Source organism: Mesorhizobium sp. M1027, assembly GCF_040318745.1.
Taxonomy (GTDB): domain Bacteria; phylum Pseudomonadota; class Alphaproteobacteria; order Rhizobiales; family Rhizobiaceae; genus Mesorhizobium.
On record NZ_JAMYMW010000003.1, the window covers coordinates 333811 to 354389 of the forward strand.

Genomic DNA, 20579 nt, shown 5'->3' on the forward strand with positions numbered 1-20579 from the left:
GAGAAGGGGATTCCCAGCGCTGCTTATCAAGCACGCTCTTAGCAGCGCTCGACACCCTTTGCCGCCAGCATGTCGTCAACGGCTGCCGACATCAGAAATTCCGACAGCTGCTCGGCAGCTTCTGCGTTCGTTGAACCGGCACTGATGCCAATGGCGAAGTCGACGTAACTTTGGAGTTCTGCCGGAAACCGACCGACAAGCACGACCTCGGGAGCGGCCGCGAGAATCGAAGTCACGGGAACGACCCCCAACTCGGCTTCCCCACGGCCCACGGCTTGCGCTGTCTGCCCTCCTGGTATGGCCACCAGCTTGGGCTTCACCTCATCCGCTATCCCCAAACGTTCCAGCAAGCCGGAGAAGTAGCCACCGCTGGTTCCTTCACCGGCGTAGGCGATCGATCTGGCGCTCTTCAACGCCTGTTCGAATGCTTCCACGGACGCGATATCGAGCGGTCGACTGCCTGCCTTGGCTGCCACCCCCATTGCTATCCGGCCAAAACGCCACCTGGCTCCCCGCCTTGACCTTTCCCGAGGCAGTCAGATCCTGAACCAGGTCCGGATTGGTGATGACGAGGTCAAAAGCTTCCCCAGCTTCAATCTGCTTCTTTACGGTCGGATTGAGCTCCCACCTGACCGCAACCGTGAATCCTGTGGCCGTTTCGAACTGGGGTATGAGGGCTAGGATGGCGGGGCGGACCGCAATAGCGCCAAAAAGCCGGGTTTCCTGATTCATCGCCTAACCCCGAATCGGTCTAAACGACTTCCTTACAATGCGCATTTAGCCTTCATTCCACGGCTGCCCGGCCATTCTATGCTCAGCGTCGCGGAAGCCGTCGCTGTTTGGCGACCGGATGCGGTCGTCGCCTACTTCCTCGGCGGCCCCTTGCGCTCGGCCGATGCCGCCCAGAGGTTGATCTCCGACTCGCGGGCAAAGGTGTCGATCTCGGCGAGCTCGGCATCGCTGAAGTCGAGCGCCTTCAGCGCCCCGACACAATCCTCGACCTGTTCCGGCCGGCTGGCGCCGATCAGCGCCGATGTGACCCTGCCCCTGCGCAGCACCCAGGCCAGCGCCATCTGCGCCAGCGTCTGGCCGCGGCGACGGGCGATGACGTTCAGCGCCTCGATATTGGCGATCGATTTGTCGTTGATGAATGCCGGGCGCAGCGACTTGCCCTGGCTGGCGCGGCTGCCATCGGGGATGCCGCCGAGATATTTGTCGGTCAGCATGCCTTGCGCCAGCGGCGAGAACACGATCGAGCCGACGCCAAGTCCCTCCAGCGTATCGAGCAGGCCATCGTCCTCGACCCAGCGGTTGAGCATCGAATAGCTCGGCTGATGGATCACGCAAGGCGTGCCGAGCTGCTTCAAAATGTCGGCGGCCTCGCGGGTGCGCTGCGAAGTATAGGAGGAAATGCCGGCATAGAGTGCCTTGCCCGAGCGCACCGCGTGATCGAGTGCGCCCATCGTCTCTTCCAGCGGGGTGTCGGGGTCGAAGCGGTGCGAGTAGAAGATGTCGACATAGTCGAGCCCCATCCGCTTCAGGCTCTGGTCGAGGCTGGCCAGCACATATTTGCGGCCGCCCCATTCGCCATAAGGCCCTGCCCACATTTCGTAGCCGGCCTTGGTCGAGATGATCAGCTCGTCGCGATAACCGGCAAAGTCCGTCCGCAAGATCTCGCCGAACGCCCGCTCCGCCGAGCCGGGCGGCGGGCCGTAATTGTTGGCGAGATCGAAATGCGTGATGCCCAGATCGAAGGCCCTGCGCATGATCGCCTGCTTGGTCCTATGCGGCGTGTCGTCGCCGAAATTGTGCCACAGCCCAAGCGAGATCGCCGGCAGCTTCAGGCCGGACCGCCCGCAGCGATTGTAGACCATCTTTTCGTAGCGGTTTTCCGCGGGAACATAGGGCATGGAAAATCCTCATATCGAAACGAGCCCGACGGCTGCCGCCGCGATGACGGGCAAGTCGAGTCCGGCCCACCCTTAGCCTCTCCCCGCGCAAACGGGGAGAGGCTTTTTGCGGTGCTTGGGAGGTGCGCCGCCTACTTGGTTTTCTTCTTCGCCAGCAGCTCCTTCGCCGCCTTGACGCCGAGTGCCGCGGGCCGCTCGCAGCTGGTCTGCATGGCGACGAACTTTCCCGTCTCGCCCGAGCGCAACAGGCCGGTCATGACGTCGACGGCATGCAGCGCCAGCTCCATCGAGCAGCGGTGCGGCCGGCCTTCCCTGATCGCGATCGCCATGTCGGCAAGGCCGGCGGTGCGGTAGTTGGCCATCATGCCTTGCGAATGCATCTCGTTGGGCACGCCGAACGGATGCGGCCATTTCGGCAGCTTCTTCACCGGCTTGGCGGCTTCGGTGTAGCGCACCTCGCCGCCGAAGAAGTTCGGATCCGGCACGAACACCGTGCCCGCCTCGCCATAGAGCTCCATCGGAGCGTGGCCGTGGCTCCAGACATCCCAGCTGGTGTTGAGCGTCACAACGGCGCCGTTCTCGAATTCCAGCACGCCATGGATCGTCGTTGGCGTGGAGACCGGTATCTTTTCGCCGGCGCGCGGCTTCGAGCTGATGATGCGTTCCGTCATCGGGATCGAAGCGAAGGCAGCGACCCGCTTCACCGGCCCGATCAGCTGGATCAGGTTGGTGATGTAATAGGGTCCGATATCGAGCACCGGCCCGGCGCCCGGCTGGAAGAAGAAGTCCGGATTGGGGTGCCAATGCTCCATGCCATGGCTCATCACATGACAGGTGCCGCTGGTGACCTTGCCGAGCCTGCCGGTGTCGATCAGGTCGCGGACAAGCTGGTGCGCGCCGCCAAGGAAGGTGTCGGGGGCAGAGCCGATGCGCAGCCCCTTGTTTTCCGCCCGTTTCTTCAGGTCGAGCCCTTCCTTGACCGACAGCACGAAGGGCTTCTCCGAATAGACGTGCTTGCCGGCGTCGAGGATCTGCTTCGACACCTCGTAATGCACCGCCGGAATGGTCAGGTTGACGATGATGTCGATATCGTCGGCCTTGAGCAGCCCCTCAACGGTCTCGGCGCGCAGCTTGAACTCCTTTGCCCGCGCTTTCGCCGCTTCCATGTTGATGTCGGCGCAGGCGCGCATCTCGATGCCGCGAAACAGCGGCGCCAGCGAGAAATACGCCTTCGAGATGTTGCCGCAGCCGATGACGCCGATGCCAAGTTTTGTTGCCATGCTGATGTGCTCCTAATAGGTCTTGGCGGCTGCGATCGAGCGGCGGGCGAAGCGCTCGATATCGTTGGGATTGTCCTGTTCCATGACGTAGTATTTTGCGGCGCTTTTGGCGCGTAGCGCCTTGATCAGGCCGGGCCAGTCGATGGTGCCGTGGCCGACGTCGGACCAGCCGTCCTCGTCGAGGCCCTCGCCCGGCTTGGCCAAGTCCTTGACGTGGACGGCGACGATGCGCTTGCCGTGCTTCTCGATCCAGGGCAGCGGATCGACGCCGCCGCGCACAACCCAGGCGACGTCCATCTCCCAGCCGATGTCGGGCGCGGAAGACAGGATATGGTCCTGCGGCACCGAGCCGTCGGCGAGCGCCTTGAATTCGAAATCATGATTGTGCCAGGCAAAACCATAGCCGGCTTTCCTGGCCGTCTCGCCGACCTTGGCCAGGCGTTCGCCGAAGCCGCGCCAGCCGGCCGCGTCGGCCGGCCTGAACTCGGCGTTCAGGAAGGGGCAGATGAGCAGCGTGATGCCGAGCGCATCGGCCGTCCTGCGCGCGCCGTCGAAATCCTTCTCGAGCGCGTCGATCGAGAAATGCCCGGTCGGCATGGCAAGGCCGTTCTTGTCGAGCTCGGCACGGAACGCCTTGGGATCGTCATAGACGCCGCCGAACCCTTCGACTTGGCTATAACCAAGCTCGCCCAGCATTTTGAGCACGCCCTCCCAGGGCTGGAAATTACGCGCGCTGTAAAGTTGGAATGACCAGTTCATCGTCTCTGTCCGTTTCTTGGGGATGGTTAGTCTTGGGGGGAATGGAAAAGTCTTGGGAGGCTAAATCTCTAGAGGCGGTTACCTGTGGCAGCGTCGAACAGCGAGGCCCGCATCGGGTCGAAACCGATGCCGACCGCCTCGGCGTTGTTTGGCGTACGCTCGGCTGTCACCCGTACTGTGAAATTCTGGCCGGCGAGTTTCAGCCAGACCAGCGTGTCGGAACCCATGGGCTCGACGACCTCGACATCTGCGGTGGCTGCGAACGGCCATCCCGTGCCACTGTTGAACGCCACGTGCTCGGGGCGGATGCCGAACACGGCTGGCCCCGGCACCGGGTCCTTCTCGAAAGCATAGGTGGCAAGCGGGATCCGCACATCCTCGGCGACAAAGTGCCAGTCGCCTGCCGCCTGCTCCAGTCTGCCGTCGAGGAAATTCATTGCCGGCGAGCCGAGGAAGCCGGCGACAAACCGGTTGACCGGCCGGTTATAGATGGTCTGCGGCGCATCGAGCTGCTGGATGACGCCGCCCTTCATCACCGCGATGCGGTCGGCCAACGTCATCGCCTCGATCTGGTCGTGGGTGACGTAGATCATGGTGTTCTCGAGCTTGCGATGCAGCAGCTTGATCTCGACGCGCAATTCCGCGCGCAGCTTGGCGTCGAGGTTGGAGAGCGGCTCGTCGAACAGAAAGACGTCGACGTCGCGCACAAGTGCGCGCCCGATCGCCACACGCTGGCGCTGGCCGCCGGACAGGGCCGCCGGCTTGCGATGCAAGAGCGGTTCGATCTGCAGGATTTCGGCGGCCCGGGCGATGCGCTTGGCAATCTCGTCCTTGGCGAGGCCGGCAACGCGCAGCCCAAACGACAGGTTCTTCTCCACCGTCATCTGCGGATAGAGCGCGTAGGACTGGAACACCATGCCGATGCCGCGATCCTTGGGCTCTTCCCAGGTGACGTTCTTGCCCTTGATGAAGATGCGGCCTTCGGAAACGTCGAGCAGCCCGGCAATGCAGTTGAGCAAGGTCGACTTGCCGCAACCGGACGGGCCGAGCAGCACGATGAACTCGCCTTCGGCGACATCGAGGTTGAGCGTCTGCAGCACCGATATCGCGCCGAAATTCAGCGACAGGTTCTGGATCGAGACGCTGGTGCCGTTTGCCCCCTTGCTGCCGTTTGCCGCAATGCTGCCGTTTGCGTTCATCGCCATCATCCTTTCACCGCGCCGGCGGCGATGCCGCGCACAAACAATTTTCCGGACAGGAAATAGACGATCAGCGGCACCAGGCCGGTCAGGATGGTGGCTGCCATGTTGACGTTGTATTCCTTCACGCCTTGCACCGAATTGACGATGTTGTTGAGCTGCACCGTCATCGGATAGGTGTCGGGGCGGGTGTAGACGACGCCGAACAGGAAGTCGTTCCAGATGCCGGTCACCTGCAGGATGATGGCGACGACGAAGATCGGCAGCGACATCGGCAGCATGATGCGGAAATAAATGCCCCAGAAGCCGGCGCCGTCGACACGCGCCGCCCGGAACAGCTCCTCCGGCATGGAGGTAAAGTAGTTGCGGAACAACAGCGTGAGGATCGGCATACCGAAGATGGAATGGACGATCACCAGGCCGCTGAGGCTGCCGTAGAGGCCGACTTCACGCAGGATGATGACGATCGGATAGATCATCACCTGATATGGGATGAAGGCGCCGACGATCAGGATGATGAAGAAAGTGTCGGCGCCTTTGAAGCGCCAGTTGGCAAGCGCATAACCGTTCACCGAGGCGAGCGCGATCGACAGGATCACCGACGGGATGGTGATGCGCACCGAATTCCAGAAGCCACGCGACAGCCCGTCGCAGTTGAGCCCGGTGCAGGCGCTCGACCAGGCCTTGACCCACGGCTCGAAAGTGATCTCCATCGGCGGCGAGAAGATGTTGCCGAGGCGTATCTCGGGCATGCCTTTGAGCGATGTCACCACCATTACGTAGAGCGGCAAAAGATAGTAGAGCGCCACCACGATCAGCGTGCCGTAGAGGAAGATGTTACGGCGCGAGAATGTGTGGCGCGGCTTCGGCCCGCTCGGCCCGTGGCCTTCGAGCCCGCCGGCGCCGGCAATGGCGGGCAATGAAACGGTATGGTCAGACACGCTTCTTGCCTCCGAACTCGAGATAAGCCCACGGCACGATGACGATGATCACCGACAGCAGCATCATCGTCGAGGCGGCGAATCCTTGGCCGAGGTTCTGGGCGAAGAACATGTAATCATAGACATATTTGGCCGGGACTTCGGAGGCGATGCCTGGCCCGCCGCTGGTCTGGGCGACGACAAGGTCGTAGACGCGAACGATGTTGGAGGCGACGATGACCAGCGTGGTGATGAAGACCGGCCGCATCATCGGTATGATGATGAACAGATAGGTCTTCCAGGTCGGTATCCCGTCGACCCGCGCGGCCTTCCAGATATCCTCGTCGATGCCGCGCAGGCCGGCCAGCATCAGGCACATTATGAGCCCGGTGCCTTGCCAGAGAGCGGCGATCAATATGCCGTAGATGACGATGCTGGAATCATAGAGCGGATTGAAGCTGAAGCTCGTCCAGCCGAGGCTGCGCACCACTGCCTGGACACCGAATTCGGGGTTGAGCAGCCACTGCCAGACGAGACCGGTGACGATGAAGGACAGGGCGAAGGGATAGAGGAAAATGGTCCGGAACGTGTCCTCGAACCGGATCTTCTGGTCGAGCAGGGCAGCAAGCAGAAAGCCGATGACCAGCGAGAACACCAGCGACAGCACGCCGTAGATCAGCAGGTTCTCGATCGAGATCAGCCAGCGCGGCGTCGCCCACAGCCGATAGTACTGGTCGAGACCGACGAAGTGCAGCCGCGGCAGCAGCTTGGAATTTGTGAAGGAATACAACACCGTCCAGAGGGTGCCGCCGACAAAAATCACCAGCGCGGTGAAAATCATCGGGATCGAAGCGACTTTCGCATTGAGGTTGCGAAAGAGTTGGCTCGGGCGTTCGCTCTTGCTCATCTGCACAGCCGCGCTGGATCGGGTAAGGGCCGGAGGGTCAAGAGGCCTTGACCCTAGCTCCCGACCCTGCGTTCGCAGGGGCGGGAGTGAGGCGGTTGGTCGATCGCTCAATCGGCCGAACCGACAATGGCGGCGAAGCGCTTCTGCGCATCTTCCACGGTCATGTCCTGCTTGGCGAAGAACTCGGAGAACAGATCCTCCTTCTGCTTCTGCGTATCCTGCGAAAGCAGCTGGTCGGTCCAGGGCATGACATTGCCCTTGGCGAGAATTTCGAGCCCCTTTTTCATGCAGTCGTTCGCCGCCTTGAGGTCGACGTCGCCGCGCACCGGCAGCGAACCTTTCTTGAGATTGAAGGCGACCTGCGTCTTGGGATCGAGCAGCGTGTGGGCCAGCACTTCCTGTGCCTTCGATTTTTCGGGATCCTTCAGCAGCGGAAAGTAGAAAGCGTCGCCGCCGGTGGCGATGACCTCGTTGAGACCGAGGCCCGGAAGGCAAGTATAGTCCTTGCCGGCGGTCTGGCCGGCAACCTGGAACTCGCCTTGCGCCCAGTCACCCATGATCTGGCCGCCCGCCTTGCCGGTGATGACCAGATTGGTGGCCTGGTTCCAGTCCTGCACATTGGTGTTCTTCGCCATCTTGCGGGCGTCGTCCGCGGCCTTGAAGACCTTGGCGACTTCGGGCCCGGCGGCGAATTCGGCGTCCTTGTCCTTGTAGACCTTGAGGAAGGCGTCGGTGCCGCCGACCGCCGCAAGCAGCACGTCGAAAGCGCCGGAGGCCTGCCAGGGCTGGCCGCCGACCGCAAGCGGCTGGATGCCTGCCTTTTCCAGCGCGGGCGCCGCAGCGACATATTCATTCCAGTTCTTCGGCACCGGCACGCCGGCCTTTTTGAAGGCGGCGTTCGACAGCCACAGCCACTGCCAGGAGTGGATATTGACCGGCACGCAATAGATCTTGCCGTCGAGGGTACAGCCGTCGAGCAGGCTCTTCGGCTGCACGATTTCCGTCCACTTTTCCTTGGTGGCGAGATCGGTGAGGTCGCGCATCAGCCCGGCCTGCACCAATTCTTCAGCCTGCCGGCCGTGATTGAACTGGGTCGCGCCCATCGGGTCGCCGCCGGTGATGCGGCTGATCATGATCGGCCGCGCCGTGCCGCCGGAACCGGCGATGGCGCCGTCAACCCAGTGATTGCCGGTTGCGTCGAAAGCCTTGGCGAGTTCTGCGACCGCTGCCGCCTCGCCGCCGGAGGTCCACCAATGGGTGACTTCCAGATCCGTCGCGGCCGCCGGGCCGGCAAATTGCAGCGCGACCGTCGCAGCCAGCGCAGCAGTCATGAGTTGGTATCGCATTTCGTTCCTCCCAGAATCTGAAACGTTACAGATTTTCGATACGGCAATTGCTTGAGGCGCGCAACCCCTCAGGCGAAGGTCGCATCAAGTTTTTTCGAAGCACGAATAAAATCGCGCGGTTCGCTGGCCTACCGCATCGCAACCAGAGAGGTTGCACTGCAAAATGGAATGCTGCGACGCCAAGAAGATCGGAAAGCCCGTTCCAATCGCTGTCTTTGCGCCGATTGCAGCGCCGCTCGTTCTGCATCTGTCACCAGTGATGTGCAATGATCGTGACAATCTGTAACGTTTCAGTATATAGCGGTCCCATTCGGTGAAGGCCGCGGCGTGCCCGCGGCCTGCCGATTGCCGGGCTGTCCGGCAACTGCTATGCGCCTGACGGGGCGGGACGAATGAACAGGCATCAAAAAGAGAAGGCCGACGACGCGTCGGGCCAGGGCCGGCCGACGCTGAAGACGCTCGCCTTCATGACCGGGCTGGGCGTCACCACCGTGTCGCGCGCGCTGAAGGACGCCCCCGAGATCGGCGCCGAGACCAGGCGGCGCGTCCAGCTTGTCGCCAAGCAGATCGGTTATCGCCCCAACCGTGCCGGCGTCCGCCTGCGCACCGGCAAGACCAATGTCATCAGCCTGGTGCTCAACACCGAGCACGAGATCATGAGCTTTGTCTCGGACATCATCTACGGCGTTTCGGAAGTCATCGCCGACACGCCCTATCATTTGATCGTGACGCCCTATTCGCGCTCCCAGGATCCGCTCGACCCGATCCGTTACCTCGTGGAAACCGGTTCAGCCGACGGCGTCATCATTTCGCGCACGCAGCCGAACGATCCGAGGGCCCGTTATATGCTGGAGCGCGGCATTCCCTTTGCCACGCACGGCCGCACCGACATGGGGCTGATCCATCCCTATCATGATTTCGACAATTACGCCTTCGCAGCCGAGGCGGTGCGCCATCTGGCCGGCCTCGGCCGCCGCCGGCTGGCGCTGCTGGCGCCGCCGGTCGAGCTGACCTATCACGGCCACACGCTCGCCGGCTTTGCCGATGCGCTGAGCGAGGTCGGCGCCAGCGAGATTCCGTTCAACACCGTTTCGATCGATCATTCGATCGAGCAGATCAGAATGCGGACCGCGCAGCTGATGCGCCGCGACGTCAGGCCGGACGGTTTCATCAGCAGCGCCGCCGCCGCGACGCTCGCCATCGTCGCCGGCATCGAAGACGCCGGCCTCAAGCTTGGCCGCGATGTCGATGTGGTGTCCAAACAATCGTCGGAGCTTCTGCATCTGTTTCGCAGCGAATTGCTGGTCGTCAACGAGAACTTCCGGCTGGCCGGCGCCGAACTCGCCCGCTCGGTGCTAGGCTGGATCGGAGGCGCCGCACCCGGCACCCTGCAAAGCCTGAGCGAACCGGGCGAAGTCCAGGCCTATCGCCGCCCGGCGTGAGCGGGACATGTTCAAAGTGAACTGGCACCCGGCTCCAATGCGCGCTGCTGAGTGGCAACCTTTGGGCCGGGAGCGGACTGCCTGGATTCGGACCAGCTCATCGAGCTGCCGTTCCGAAGCTATTTTTGCAGTCACTAGGATGTGGGGTTTTACAACATAGTGCTTCATAGATCTTGAGCTTCACTGGCAGGGCGTCCCGCATCACCGCATTGCCGAGTCACGCGACTGTACAACTCTGCGCCCCGATAGAATTCGCTCTCCTACAATTTTTCATTGCGACTTACGACTTCGAATCTACTATACCATCACGATTATTCACGGAATTTGCAGCGCCTGCGCGGGCATCCTTCGGCGTCAGATCGGTGATCACTTGAAAAAGATCAGGGCCAGCATGATCGGCCATCACAAGTCTCAGAGTGAGATGCTCTTGGACCAACTGCGGTTCGACGACTACCTCGCCCCTGTCTCCTTGCCAGGCCCGCCGGATGTCCGCGCGGACGTCGACGTGATCTACCGCCTGTACGACCTACAAAAGATTGTGCGGTTCTTCGGCCAACGGTACTGGGAAGCTGAAACGCTGGAGCTCGGATCAGTCCCCAGAAGGCTTGAGCTTGAGAACGTCGCTGCCCATTCCTTCAACGTCGCGCGGTGCGTTCCTCTGCTGGCGCCGCATTTTCCGTGGATCGACCCCGGGCGTGCGATCGTGCTGGCACTTGTACATGACGAGCCTGAGATCGTGACGGGCGATAAGGATCCGGTGGGCAACGATGGACAAGGGTCCGACACCCACGCATTCAACCCCAGCCGGCGCCTCGACAAGGATCGCGAAGAACGCCGTGCCCTTGACGCTCTCGCGTCCAGCATGCGCCGTTCGCTGCGCGAATCCTATCGGACTATGTTCGAGGAACTTATCGAAGTATCGAGCGAGGAAGCCCGGTTCGTAAAGGCCATCGACAAGCTGCAAGCGCTCGTCTTCGTACGCCTTCGGAAGGGAGGCGGGATCACGCCGGACCACGCGGCCTTCACCATCCGATATTCAAGGATTGGGGTTCATCGGTTCCCGCCGCTTCAGGAGCACTTCAAACTCGTGCTTCAGGATCTCCTTGATGACGTCGCCCGATCCAGGCCAGCCGAACTCCTCGCGTTTTGCGAAGAGGTGTTCGCGAAGCTGAAAGGCGCTGATCAACTATGACAGCAGCGCGCGCGGGGCGGTTTGCACTGATCGGCAAATCTGGAGCGGGAAAGTCTACCGTGGCGGAGCAGATGGGGCGGGACTATGGAATCCGCCGCATATCGACCGGCACCATCTGTCGTCAGATCTCAATGCTTCTGTTCGGCAACCAGGAAAAGGCGTCCACGCAACGGATAGACGACGCGCTGACGCAGATAGATCCTTCGATCTTCTTGCGGGCGGCACTGCGGGATGCTGCGCCAGAGGAGTCAATCTGCGTGGATTCTCTTCGTTTTTCCCCGGACTACCGCCTCGCGCGCGATCAGGGATTCGAGATCATCCGGGTAACCGCGTCTGACGAGACCAGGACACGCCGCCTGGCAGCCAGAGGACAGGTCTTCAATCTCGCCGTCGACGGCAGACACAGATCCGAGACGGAACTCGACACGGCCGAGGCCGATTTCACGATCCATAACGACGGTAAGAAGGACGAGATCGAAGCCGCCCTCCGATCGATTTTTTCCAGGGGCGCATGAGAAGGAATCTGTTTCTCCACTTCCTGAACCGCGATACGCGCGAAATCGTTAGGCTCTACGATATCTTCGGCGACGAAAAGCATGCACGCGCTCTTCGCGGCCCGATGAACGCCTGCGCCATGCTGTGTGAGGAATTCTGCGTCGCTCCTCCGGGCTTCGTGATCGAGGACAAGTACGCGTTCGAGCTGTTCGAGGTCCAGTCCGCCTATCTGGAAAAAGGACTTGTTCGTTTGCCTATGCGGGAGACAAACCTCAGCGACTTCGCCGAAAAGAAGCGGGTCGAGTACTCTTTCGCTCGGAACCGCTATTCAGGTCTGTACGATGACGCCCGAATGGAACTGCTGAGTTCGCATGGCGCCGCGCTCGTCCGACGAAAGGTTCAAATAGGCCCGACGATCGTGAACGGATTTCTGACCGGCGTTGACACGCCGCGACTGCAGGCGTGGACCGGCATCCGCCAGAATGCGCCGTCGGATGTCATCCAGAACATGCGTGCGACTCCCGCGAGACTGGCCGACGATGGGAAGGCCCTCACCTGGTCGATGATCGAGCCAAATCTTATGGAATCCGCCTCACCTTTCCGGCAGAAGATGCGCGACGCCCTGCAATACACCTACTTCCAGGAATATTGCCGAGAATTCAAAGCCATCGTACTAACCGACATTCCTCACATGCCTGTGGAGTTCTACCTCCCTGCTGAGCGCGCCGTATACAGCATGCGCAGATTCCGCCTGTTTCTGGATGCGATGAGCGCCGACAGGCTCCTGCTCGAAGCTTCCGCCAACACCATCATGAGGTTCCGCCGCGATGCAGAATTCATCGAGTTGATGGACGCCTATTGCGGCCTTGCGAGAAAGTACCCAAAGGACACGGATCTCCAGTTCCATGTGTCGCGGGCCATCAAGAAGACGCCCTTCGAGTGGCCACGGCTCCCCGAAAGATTCGACCCGGCGATATCCGACCCGTCGGACTTCGAAATCGTCGAGATCGCAAGCGCATGCGGCGAACTCGCCGCCATTCTAACCAAAGAGCATGGACTGCCGACGCGTGGATCTGATGAGACACAAAACCCACGGAAAACAGAAACTTCTTCGAGAGGACGACAATTGACGATCGCGATCTTTGTAGCGCTTGAGGAAGAACTCAACGTTCTCGTCAAACATTTCGGCCTGGATCGCTCCGCCGGCAGCCCTGCAGCCTCTGGGGAAATCGGAGACGTTGGGGTCGACGTCCTCTGTCCCAGAGCGATGGGCCGGGTCGCCGCCGCGGTCGAGGTCATGCGCTACCTTTCGAAGAATGTCGCGCCGGATCTGCTTTTCTGCGTCGGCCTGGCGGGTGGGTTTAAAGAGGCCAAGATCGAGCCAGGAGCCGTCATCTGCGCGGAGACGGTCGTGGATCTGGCGACCCGCAAGGTGACGGACGACGATAAAGGAGAGGCCAAGTCGAAATTCCGGCGGCGCGACTTCCACTGCACTCGTGCCGTCTACGAAATCGCCAATTCAAAAGAGTTTGATCTCAAAGATTGGGCTTCGTATTCCGCCCATGAGTTCGATTGGCAAAAGGGCAGAATACCTTCGTTGTGGGAAGGCAAGATCGCCAGCGCGGACGAAGTCGTCGCCAGCGACGATCATCGCAGGAAGATGGTCGAATCTGCCGATAAGCTGCTGGGCATAGAGATGGAGGCGGGGGGAGTCTGTGCCGCGGCGGATGCCTTCAAGGTTCCTGTTTCGGTGCTCCGTGTCGTCTCCGACATGGCGGACCCGTCAAAGGCCGATGACAAGTGGCGCATCACGGGCATGAAGACGCTCGCGGAGCTAATGAAACGCCTGCCTCTTGACCGTGTGATCGCAATGGCTAAGCAATAGCCACGGCGCCATTCGCGGCGAGTTCGACGAAGCGCGACGATACCCGCTCCAAGGTGGAAATGTCATTGATCTCGGCCGGGACCCGCGTCCAACGTGGAGCGCGGCTGGCCGGAAAGAAACGGATGAACTCATCCGGCTTCTCGCACCGATATTGCACCAACAAGATGACGGAGTTGTTCCGGCTGTGTGCGTCGGCGACGCGGATGCAGCGCAGAGTCTGTTCAGGATGTCTTCTGGTGAGTTCGCGGATCCGGCGAACCGATGCGCTCGACTGCTCGGCGATCGTCCGTCTTGCGGCCAGATCGATACCGTACGGCTCGTCGGAAAAGAGGTCAGCGTCAGACCCCCTGAGGAGGCCAAGCAGTCCGATCGCGCGGCCGGTGCCAAACTCCGATCCATCCATCGCAGCCAGGGTCAACAATCCGCTGTTTGAGCAGATCATCACGAGCAAGCGGAGATACACCAGCCTCGAGTCCTTCTCGGCGATCCTCAGGGGCACCTGACGTCGGAACCGCGGAGCGATCGATGAGAACTCGACGAGCTCCATGCCGCCCTGAAGCGCTGAATCCAGTTCCTCCCGGTCCGCGCAGAGGACGTCAAACTGTTTGAGCTGATAGGATCGCTGCGGCGCGATATACTCGCTCCTGCTCCCGCCCGTTTCGAGACGCGACGCCAGGGAGAAGCGGCCCGGCGCGGTTCTGGCAAAAAGGGACGCTCTGCGATTATGAAGGATGTCCTCGCACAGACGGGCGTGCAGGGTCTTGTGCTGCGTCTTTCCAAACAGATGATCAGGCACCAGTTGAAGACGATAGGCCGCATCGAGTATCTCGCGAGCCGTCAGTGGCTGACGCGACTTGCTAAGGACGGCTTGCGAGATCTTCAGGTATGAGTTCATTGGGGTCGTTGCTCTGGCGCAAAATTCTCCAGCACGGAGCCAGCCTTACCGATCCGCGCCAGCCCTGTCACCAGACTGCTGTGCGATTGCGAAAATGGCAAACGCTTTTGCGTTGTCGTCGCAAACGGCATTCCCCAACCATTGCTGATACACCCAAGAATTAGCGCTCCGAAGAACGTCAGCTGTTGAGCATTTCATTGGACGGCCGGCCTGGCTGAAATGGGGCGCTAACCCGCCGCCCCACTCCCCCACGGGCCATGGAAAGCACCCTGCCCATCGATGCGCTCGAAGCCGTGCGCGCCGAAGAAATCGCGTTGCGCCTGGATCAGGTTCGAAGTGCCGCGGCCCTGCCGGTAACTGTCGAAATAGGCAAGTGCAGATGACAGGGCCGGCACCGGCGAGCCGGCTTCGGCCGCCCTTGCGACGACACGGCGAAGCGACGGATGTGCCTCCTGCATCAATGAGACGAAAGCCGGCGCCATCAACAGGTTGGTGGCTGCACCGCCGGCGCCGAAGGCCTCCGCCATCGTATCCAGCAATTGCGAGCGGATGATGCAGCCGGCCCGCCAGATCTTGGCGATGACCGGCATCGGCAGGTTCCAGTTGAATTCCTTCGACGCGCCGCTCATCACCGCAAAACCTTGCGCGTAGGCGGCGATCTTGCCGGCAAACAGTGCCAGCTCGAGATCGGCGAGCAGGGCGTCCCTGTCTCCGGAAATCTTGCTCACGCCGCCGCCATAGACCTCTTCGGCGGCCAGCCGCTCGTCCTTGATCGACGACAGTACGCGTGCCGCCACAGCCGCCTCGATCGCGGTGGCCGGGATGCCGAGCTGCTGCGCCTCGATCACCGACCATTTGCCGGTGCCTTTCTGGCCGGCGCGGTCGAGGATGATGTCGACCACCGGTTTGCCGGTCTTGGGATCGTCGGCGGCCAGCACCTTGGCGGTGATCTCGATCAGGTACGAATTGAGCCTGCCCGTGTTCCACTGGGAAAACACCTCAGCGATCTCTTTCGGCCCCATGCCGAGCCCGTCGCGCAATATGCCGTAGATCTCGGCGATCATCTGCATGTCGGCATATTCGATGCCGTTGTGGATGGTCTTGACGAAATGGCCGGCGCCGTCGGTGCCAAGCCACGCCGCGCAAGGCTCGCCCTTGAACTTGGCCGAGATCGCGGTCAGCACCTTTTCGACGCGCTTCCAGGACTCTTCGGTGCCGCCGACCATGATAGAGGGACCGTGGCGTGCGCCCTCCTCGCCGCCGGACACGCCCATGCCGATGAAGGTCAGGCCCGAATCGGTAAGCTCGGAGAAGCGACGCATCGTATCGCGGAAATTGGCATTGCCGGCGTCGATGACGATGTCGTTGGCCGACAGCACGCCGCGCAATGCCGCGATCTGCTCGTCGACCGGCTTGCCGGCCAGCACCATGATGATGATCGGCCGCGGCGGCCGGATCGCGGCGGCCAGTTCTTCGAGGCTGTAGCAGGGCACCACCCTATCCCGAAGCGCGCCGGCATTTTCGACAAAGGCATCGGTGCGCGCCGCGGTGCGATTGAAGACGGCGATGCGGTGCCCCTTCTCGGCGATATTGAGCGCCAGGTTGGAGCCCATCGTGCCAAGGCCGATCAGGCCGATTTCGGCTTTTTCCATCGTTTCTTCCCTGCTTTCGGATCTTGTTGGTTTGAGCCCGCGATTGACGATGATTGACGGGCCTTCAAGGCCGCGTCAACCGCCTCGCCGAATTGTCTTGCAGCCGGGGCGTGTTGAGATGCAGGTCAGGCCGAGCCGGGGTCGAAGACGGGCGCGTAAGCGACCCAACAGGTGGTTTCCGAGAACCGGAGCGGAGCGTACTCAAAGTACGTGATCACCAGAAGCGCAGGATACCGCCATTTGCAGGCCGGCATCACCTGAATATCAGCACGTCACTCCGGCCTGATGTCGATCGGTGCCTCGATCTTCACCATCTCGAAATCGGAGACCAGGATATCGAGCCGCGCCGTCCACCGGCCGGCGACCGGAATGACGAGATCGTCGACGCGCCAGGTGCCGTCGCCAAGCCTCGTCGCCGGGCGCTTGATGGGTTCGATGCCGGAATCGGGCTTTGACAGCACCAGCGTCACCTGCTTGGCGTCGAGCGGGCCGAAATCGCCGGTCATGATGAAGATCGAAGCGGCAACAGGCCCGGCATGGCCGGGCGCAATGCTGAGGTCGGCCATCGCTTGCAGCGTGTGGATATGCACCGACGCCGGCTGTGCCGCGGCGATCGCCAGCGCGCGCGGCGGCGGCGTGAAGCGCCAGCCGGCGGCAACGCCGAAGATCGCCAGCACGATCAGCAGCTCGATAAAGATCGAGCGGGCCAGCCGCCGCTGGACTTCCGTTTCGCCCGCCTCAGCCGGGGCCGTAAGCTTGAAGCGATTGACGGCGGCGAGCGTGAACAGAAAGACGAGCAGCACCAGCTTGAGCAGCAGCAGCCGGCCGTAAGCGGTATGGACCAGCGCCGACGGCGTTTGCACCTGGATGACGGCGAGCACGATGCCGGCTGCCGCAAGCACGGCCACGACGAACAGGATGGCTCGCGAAAACCGGCGCAGCAACGGCCCCGCTTTGTCCGGCTGCCGTTTCAAGGCAAGACCGAGCGGCGCCAGCGCCCCGGCCCAGACCGCGACACCAGTGGCGTGCAGAAATACCATCGACCGGGTCAGCCATTGCGGCTCGGCGGCACTGGCATGCCCGCTGGCGGCAAGTGCTGCGCCGACGCCGACCAGTCCGGCCAAGGCGAGCGGCTTTGCGTCGGCGGGCGGCACGACCAGCGACAACAGGCCAAGGCCGAGCGCCATCAGCGCGATCAGCACCGTCCAGCCAAAGCTGGTACCGAGCGCGGTCTGCCAGATGACCGGCTGCGCCAGCCGGGCGAGCGGCGCACCGAGTGCATCCAGCCCCTGGAAACCGAGCGACAGCGGTGCCGCCGCCAACCCGCACAGGATCGCAGCGACGATCATGTTCCGGCCGGATCGCCCGCCTTGCGCCAGCCAGGCCTGCGCAAAGGCACCGCCGACCCCGAAAAACAAGCCGATGTATAGAAAAACCTTGCCGATCCAGATCGCCGTTCGAAGCCCCCGGTCGACGGCTTCGGAGGCGGCCGGCGCAGCACTCGGTGCACCGACCGAGAACAGCACCGAGCCGCCGACCGGATGCCCGTCGGCGGAGATTACCCGCCAGCTCAGCACATGCGTGCCCGATTTCAGCGCCTGCGGATTGTCGATCTCGACGGTCTGGCCGCTGAGCCGGAAGGAGGTCAGCGGGACCGCCGTGCCGTCGGGCCGCACCAGCGTCAGCACCAGCGGCGAAACCGGCTCGCTGAAGGTCAGCGACAGCTGCGACGGGCTCTGCGCCAGCACCGCACCATCAGCCGGCTCGGCCTTGATCAGGGCTGCATGGGCGAAGGCGGGATCAGGCATGGCAATTAAGGCGAGCAGCACGATAGCGGCCAGCAAGCCAGCCACAAGCTGGCCAGAATAGTTGCCGGCCATGCAAGCTTGCCGCAGGAAGGATGCCGCGCTCATCTCACCGCCAGGAGCAGCGGCGCGCTCATCCGCCAAAGCGCGCCGCTGGAGCTCACTTCGGCAGCAGCTTGAGGCCGGGCGCCGGAAATTCCAGCGCGTCCTCAGCCTGCCCGGCCGCTGGAATCTCGATCCAGCGATCGGCAACGCCGTCACATTCCTGCACCACCGGGAAATGCAGCATCTGGCCTGCCGGCAGGTCGGATGCCAGTGTCGCGCGAAAGACGAATTCGTCGTAGAATTCGTCCGGCAGGCTGCCGGCGCTCCAGTCGATCTCCTTGACGCCGCTGGTCACCACCTGGCCGTAGAGCTGGTAGGACTTCTCGTATTTGCCGTTCTTGACCTGCAGCGTCCAACCCGGCTTCGGCATCGGTTTGACCGAAAGCACCCCTTCCGGGATCTGCACGCGCACGGCGGTCGTCGCCTTGCCCTCGCAGCCATGCGGCACCCGAAGAACCGCCTTGTAGGTCGAGCCCACCGCCACCTCCGGCGTTTCGAGCGTGATGTGGGCAAAGGCCGCGCCGGTCCCGAGGACAAGAAGCACGCAGCCGGGCAAAAGAGATTTCTTCATGATGGTACCTCTCGAAGCGGCCAAGTCAGTCGTCGTCCTGCGGCGCCGCGCTGCCGATGCCTTGCACGGCGAATTCAATCTGCACGAGCCCGGCTTTTTCGAAGGTCAGCGTTGCGGAAAACATTTCGCCCTCCTTGGGCTGCCGCTTCAAATCCATGAACATCAAATGATAGCCGTTGGGCGCCAATGCGACCTTGCCGCCAGCCGGGATTTCGAGGCCGCCGGTGACCGGCCGCATGGTCATGACGCCATTGCTGACGCCCATCTCGTGCAGTTCGGCCTTGGCCGAAATGTCGGAGGTGATCGACAGCAGGCGATCCGGCGCACTGCCGGTGTTAGTGATGGTGAAGTAGCCGCCGGCTACCTTGGCACCGGCTGGCGTGGCGCGCGACCAGGGGTGCCCGATCTCGAGATCGCCAAGCTTGAACTCGTGTGCCAACACGATCTGGACGCTGGCGAACAGGAAGGCAAGAACGCAAAGGGCGACGACGAGACGCTGCTCGAAACGACCCAGTGCGAAGCGCCTGCGGCTGGATGCGGCAGCGCGAAAAGAGTGAGACATGATTGCTCCGTGGATTTTAAGGGACCGCGCCGACGGCCGGTCGCGAACGATGTCGATAAACGCGCCGGCAAAGAGTTGCGCGGCGCGAACCAGAACGGATCAGGCCGTCGCCGGTGGTGCGCGTGGATTGGACGGAGTGCGGGCGCGGGCGAAATCGCGATGCCGGAAGGCCGGCAGGAAAAAGGCGATGGTTTCGACGGAGAGGCTGCGAGCCAGGCTCCCGGCGGCATCGGGCGGCGCGTAGACCGCCGAAACGAGGTTGCAGCCAAGCATGCAGCAAGCCGGCATGTGCTGATTATGCGGATCGCCGGCGGGGAGTTGCGCCGCACCGTCATGGGTGCAGATCGTGTTGCCGAAAGCATCGAATTGCGAGGCGTTCGGCTCGCCGCCTGAAGCAAACGCGCCGAACATCGACTGGAGCACGAAAAGCCACGCCGCGGCGAACGCGACCGGCATGCTCCATCGTCTCGGGCGTATGGTCAAGAACCAGCCTCTTCACGCAGCAACATCAGCTCTCTAGCACGGAGCCGGCGGCCGGAAAATCGCCAAAACGTTGCTGCGGCAACGCAACACAATCACGCGCGTTGCGGCTGCCTGCCCTCGGGAATGGACGTCAGCAGCGTGTGGCGGGCCGATTTCAGGTGCTTGCGGCAGGCGGCGTCGACCTTGGCGAGATCGCGCGATTTGAGCGCGGCGATATAGGCGAGATGCTCCTGGACCGCGACTTCGTTGCGCTCGCGCTCCTGCGCCTTGTTCCACTGGTAGTGGTAGTGGAAGATCATGGCGATGACGTCGTAGAAATCGACGATGAAGCGGTTGTGCGACGCCCGGTGGATCAGCCGGTGAAAGCGCTCGTCGAGCTCGGAGAATTCGTTGAACCGCACGGCGATCTCGCGCGCCAGCAGGCGATGCTCGTCCTCCAGGCGGTCGAGGTCGGCCCAGACCGGGCTGTCCTCGGGCAGAGCGGCAAAGGCTGCGGCCGAGCGCAGTTCGAACATTTCGCGGATTTCGGTCAACTCCAGCGCGAAGGCGCGGGTAAAGCCTTTCAGCACCCAGTGGCTGTTGCGGCGCTTCTCGATCAGCCCAAAGCGCGAGAAGCGGATCAGGAATTCGCGCACGCTGGTGGTGCCGACGCCGATCTCGCGCGCCAGCTCGAGCTCGTTGATCTGCATTCCGGCTTCGGCACCGCTGGCAAGCAGCCGCCGCATGAAGGAACGCTCGATGATCTCGGCCAGCGTGTCGGTTTCTTCCTCGGGGAAGAAATCATCCGGCCGCGGCTCGCGCAGAACCGTCTTGCTGCGTTTGTTCCAGTCGATCAGCCCGGTCTCTTCCATGCGCGCAAGGATAGTGCGGACCGTCGTGCGGCTGACGCCGAGCAGCGTACCCAGTTCCGGCTCCGAAGGCAGGCTCCTGGTTTCGTCGAGCAGCCTCAGACCGCGATTATAAGCGTCCTTGTAAACGTTGTTGCTCTTCGACATCCCCTGCCCCGTGGCGCATTGGCGATTGCGGCCGGTTTGAAGCGTTTCGCGCGCATGAAATCGGAATCGCTTCGCAAAACACCATGCGCAACGCTAGTCTTGGTTGTAGAGCCTACTTCACGCATCCAAAAGACGCGTCGCGCTCTGGCGAAAAAACAATTGACGCAAAAATGTTT

Annotated in this window: 18 protein-coding genes and 1 pseudogene; 4 read left to right on the forward strand and 15 right to left on the reverse strand. The window is 62.2% G+C overall.

Annotation, left to right across the window (positions count from 1 at the left end; all coding sequences use genetic code 11):
• Nucleotides 1–38: 38 nt before the first annotated feature.
• The 8 genes and pseudogenes from NKH50_RS08705 to NKH50_RS08740 all read right to left on the reverse strand — a co-directional run bounded on the left by NKH50_RS08705 (nucleotide 39) and on the right by NKH50_RS08740 (nucleotide 8321).
• Nucleotides 39–732 (reverse strand): annotated as a pseudogene (locus NKH50_RS08705) (molybdate ABC transporter substrate-binding protein).
• A gap of 131 nt (nucleotides 733–863) precedes the next feature.
• Entirely contained in the window at nucleotides 864–1910 is a 1047-nt protein-coding gene (gene mgrA, locus NKH50_RS08710; protein WP_352737518.1) for an L-glyceraldehyde 3-phosphate reductase, read from the reverse strand.
• A 131-nt stretch (nucleotides 1911–2041) separates the two neighbouring features.
• The gene (locus NKH50_RS08715) at nucleotides 2042–3190 is read right to left on the reverse strand and encodes a Gfo/Idh/MocA family protein (protein ID WP_352506632.1); all 1149 of its coding nucleotides are present in this window, start codon (nucleotides 3188–3190) and stop codon (nucleotides 2042–2044) included.
• A 12-nt stretch (nucleotides 3191–3202) separates the two neighbouring features.
• Nucleotides 3203–3949: a sugar phosphate isomerase/epimerase family protein gene (locus tag NKH50_RS08720; protein ID WP_352877954.1), complete on the reverse strand. Its 747-nt coding sequence runs from the start codon at nucleotides 3947–3949 to the stop codon at nucleotides 3203–3205.
• A gap of 68 nt (nucleotides 3950–4017) precedes the next feature.
• On the reverse strand, nucleotides 4018–5148 hold the full coding sequence (locus NKH50_RS08725) for an ABC transporter ATP-binding protein (RefSeq protein WP_352877957.1): 1131 nt from the start codon (nucleotides 5146–5148) through the stop codon (nucleotides 4018–4020).
• Nucleotides 5149–5153: 5 nt separating this feature from the next.
• Nucleotides 5154–6089 carry a carbohydrate ABC transporter permease gene (locus NKH50_RS08730; protein WP_352877959.1) on the reverse strand — a complete coding sequence of 312 codons (936 nt, stop codon included), beginning with the start codon at nucleotides 6087–6089 and terminating at the stop codon, nucleotides 5154–5156.
• Nucleotides 6082–6975: a carbohydrate ABC transporter permease gene (locus NKH50_RS08735; RefSeq protein WP_352476374.1), complete on the reverse strand. Its 894-nt coding sequence runs from the start codon at nucleotides 6973–6975 to the stop codon at nucleotides 6082–6084. The genes NKH50_RS08730 and NKH50_RS08735 overlap by 8 nt, the downstream gene beginning before the upstream one ends.
• Before the next feature lie 107 nt (nucleotides 6976–7082).
• Nucleotides 7083–8321, reverse strand: a complete 1239-nt coding sequence (locus NKH50_RS08740) for an ABC transporter substrate-binding protein (RefSeq protein WP_352506635.1) — start codon at nucleotides 8319–8321, stop codon at nucleotides 7083–7085.
• Nucleotides 8322–8713: 392 nt separating this feature from the next.
• Here NKH50_RS08740 and NKH50_RS08745 point away from each other — a divergent pair, with 392 nt between their 5' ends.
• From NKH50_RS08745 to NKH50_RS08760, 4 genes are all read left to right on the forward strand, one after another.
• On the forward strand, nucleotides 8714–9763 hold the full coding sequence (locus NKH50_RS08745) for a LacI family transcriptional regulator (protein WP_352877962.1): 1050 nt from the start codon (nucleotides 8714–8716) through the stop codon (nucleotides 9761–9763).
• Between the two features lie 370 nt (nucleotides 9764–10133).
• Nucleotides 10134–10955 carry an HD domain-containing protein gene (locus NKH50_RS08750; RefSeq protein WP_352877964.1) on the forward strand — a complete coding sequence of 274 codons (822 nt, stop codon included), beginning with the start codon at nucleotides 10134–10136 and terminating at the stop codon, nucleotides 10953–10955.
• Nucleotides 10952–11470 (forward strand): AAA family ATPase, encoded by a 519-nt coding sequence (locus tag NKH50_RS08755; protein WP_352877967.1) that lies wholly within the window; start codon nucleotides 10952–10954, stop codon nucleotides 11468–11470. Before NKH50_RS08750 ends, NKH50_RS08755 begins: the two co-directional genes overlap by 4 nt.
• Entirely contained in the window at nucleotides 11467–13335 is a 1869-nt protein-coding gene (locus NKH50_RS08760; protein ID WP_352877969.1) for a 5'-methylthioadenosine/S-adenosylhomocysteine nucleosidase family protein, read from the forward strand. Before NKH50_RS08755 ends, NKH50_RS08760 begins: the two co-directional genes overlap by 4 nt.
• Here NKH50_RS08760 and NKH50_RS08765 read toward each other — a convergent pair.
• From NKH50_RS08765 to NKH50_RS08795, 7 genes are all read right to left on the reverse strand, one after another.
• Nucleotides 13325–14230, reverse strand: coding sequence for an HTH domain-containing protein (locus tag NKH50_RS08765; RefSeq protein WP_352877972.1), 906 nt, complete (start codon nucleotides 14228–14230; stop codon nucleotides 13325–13327). The two genes, NKH50_RS08760 and NKH50_RS08765, sit on opposite strands and share 11 nt — an antisense overlap.
• 227 nt (nucleotides 14231–14457) lie before the next feature.
• Nucleotides 14458–15882 (reverse strand): NADP-dependent phosphogluconate dehydrogenase, encoded by a 1425-nt coding sequence (gnd, locus tag NKH50_RS08770; RefSeq protein WP_352877974.1) that lies wholly within the window; start codon nucleotides 15880–15882, stop codon nucleotides 14458–14460.
• A gap of 272 nt (nucleotides 15883–16154) precedes the next feature.
• Nucleotides 16155–17795 (reverse strand): copper resistance CopC/CopD family protein, encoded by a 1641-nt coding sequence (locus tag NKH50_RS08775; RefSeq protein ID WP_502906842.1) that lies wholly within the window; start codon nucleotides 17793–17795, stop codon nucleotides 16155–16157.
• Nucleotides 17796–17847: 52 nt separating this feature from the next.
• A complete protein-coding gene (locus tag NKH50_RS08780) occupies nucleotides 17848–18363 on the reverse strand; it encodes a YcnI family copper-binding membrane protein (protein WP_352877979.1) in 516 nt (171 codons plus the stop codon).
• A gap of 25 nt (nucleotides 18364–18388) precedes the next feature.
• Entirely contained in the window at nucleotides 18389–18925 is a 537-nt protein-coding gene (locus tag NKH50_RS08785; RefSeq protein ID WP_352877982.1) for a copper chaperone PCu(A)C, read from the reverse strand.
• Between the two features lie 99 nt (nucleotides 18926–19024).
• Nucleotides 19025–19381, reverse strand: a complete 357-nt coding sequence (locus NKH50_RS08790; protein ID WP_352877985.1) for a DUF2946 family protein — start codon at nucleotides 19379–19381, stop codon at nucleotides 19025–19027.
• Nucleotides 19382–19500: 119 nt separating this feature from the next.
• The gene (locus NKH50_RS08795; RefSeq protein WP_352476364.1) at nucleotides 19501–20403 is read right to left on the reverse strand and encodes a GntR family transcriptional regulator; all 903 of its coding nucleotides are present in this window, start codon (nucleotides 20401–20403) and stop codon (nucleotides 19501–19503) included.
• Nucleotides 20404–20579: the final 176 nt, after the last annotated feature.

Excerpts from the sequence above, each read along its gene's own strand:
- mgrA (WP_352737518.1), bottom strand. The coding sequence starts at position 1,910 with ATGCCCTATGTTCCCGCGGAAAACCGCTACGAAAAGATGGTCTACAAT.
- NKH50_RS08715 (WP_352506632.1), bottom strand. The coding sequence starts at position 3,190 with ATGGCAACAAAACTTGGCATCGGCGTCATCGGCTGCGGCAACATCTCG.
- NKH50_RS08720 (WP_352877954.1), bottom strand. The coding sequence starts at position 3,949 with ATGAACTGGTCATTCCAACTTTACAGCGCGCGTAATTTCCAGCCCTGG.
- NKH50_RS08725 (WP_352877957.1), bottom strand. The coding sequence starts at position 5,148 with ATGAACGCAAACGGCAGCATTGCGGCAAACGGCAGCAAGGGGGCAAAC.
- NKH50_RS08735 (WP_352476374.1), bottom strand. The coding sequence starts at position 6,975 with ATGAGCAAGAGCGAACGCCCGAGCCAACTCTTTCGCAACCTCAATGCG.
- NKH50_RS08740 (WP_352506635.1), bottom strand. The coding sequence starts at position 8,321 with ATGCGATACCAACTCATGACTGCTGCGCTGGCTGCGACGGTCGCGCTG.
- NKH50_RS08745 (WP_352877962.1), top strand. The coding sequence starts at position 8,714 with ATGAACAGGCATCAAAAAGAGAAGGCCGACGACGCGTCGGGCCAGGGC.
- NKH50_RS08755 (WP_352877967.1), top strand. The coding sequence starts at position 10,952 with ATGACAGCAGCGCGCGCGGGGCGGTTTGCACTGATCGGCAAATCTGGA.
- NKH50_RS08760 (WP_352877969.1), top strand. The coding sequence starts at position 11,467 with ATGAGAAGGAATCTGTTTCTCCACTTCCTGAACCGCGATACGCGCGAA.
- NKH50_RS08765 (WP_352877972.1), bottom strand. The coding sequence starts at position 14,230 with ATGAACTCATACCTGAAGATCTCGCAAGCCGTCCTTAGCAAGTCGCGT.
- gnd (WP_352877974.1), bottom strand. The coding sequence starts at position 15,882 with ATGGAAAAAGCCGAAATCGGCCTGATCGGCCTTGGCACGATGGGCTCC.
- NKH50_RS08775 (WP_502906842.1), bottom strand. The coding sequence starts at position 17,795 with ATGAGCGCGGCATCCTTCCTGCGGCAAGCTTGCATGGCCGGCAACTAT.
- NKH50_RS08780 (WP_352877979.1), bottom strand. The coding sequence starts at position 18,363 with ATGAAGAAATCTCTTTTGCCCGGCTGCGTGCTTCTTGTCCTCGGGACC.
- NKH50_RS08785 (WP_352877982.1), bottom strand. The coding sequence starts at position 18,925 with ATGTCTCACTCTTTTCGCGCTGCCGCATCCAGCCGCAGGCGCTTCGCA.
- NKH50_RS08790 (WP_352877985.1), bottom strand. The coding sequence starts at position 19,381 with ATGCCGGTCGCGTTCGCCGCGGCGTGGCTTTTCGTGCTCCAGTCGATG.
- NKH50_RS08795 (WP_352476364.1), bottom strand. The coding sequence starts at position 20,403 with ATGTCGAAGAGCAACAACGTTTACAAGGACGCTTATAATCGCGGTCTG.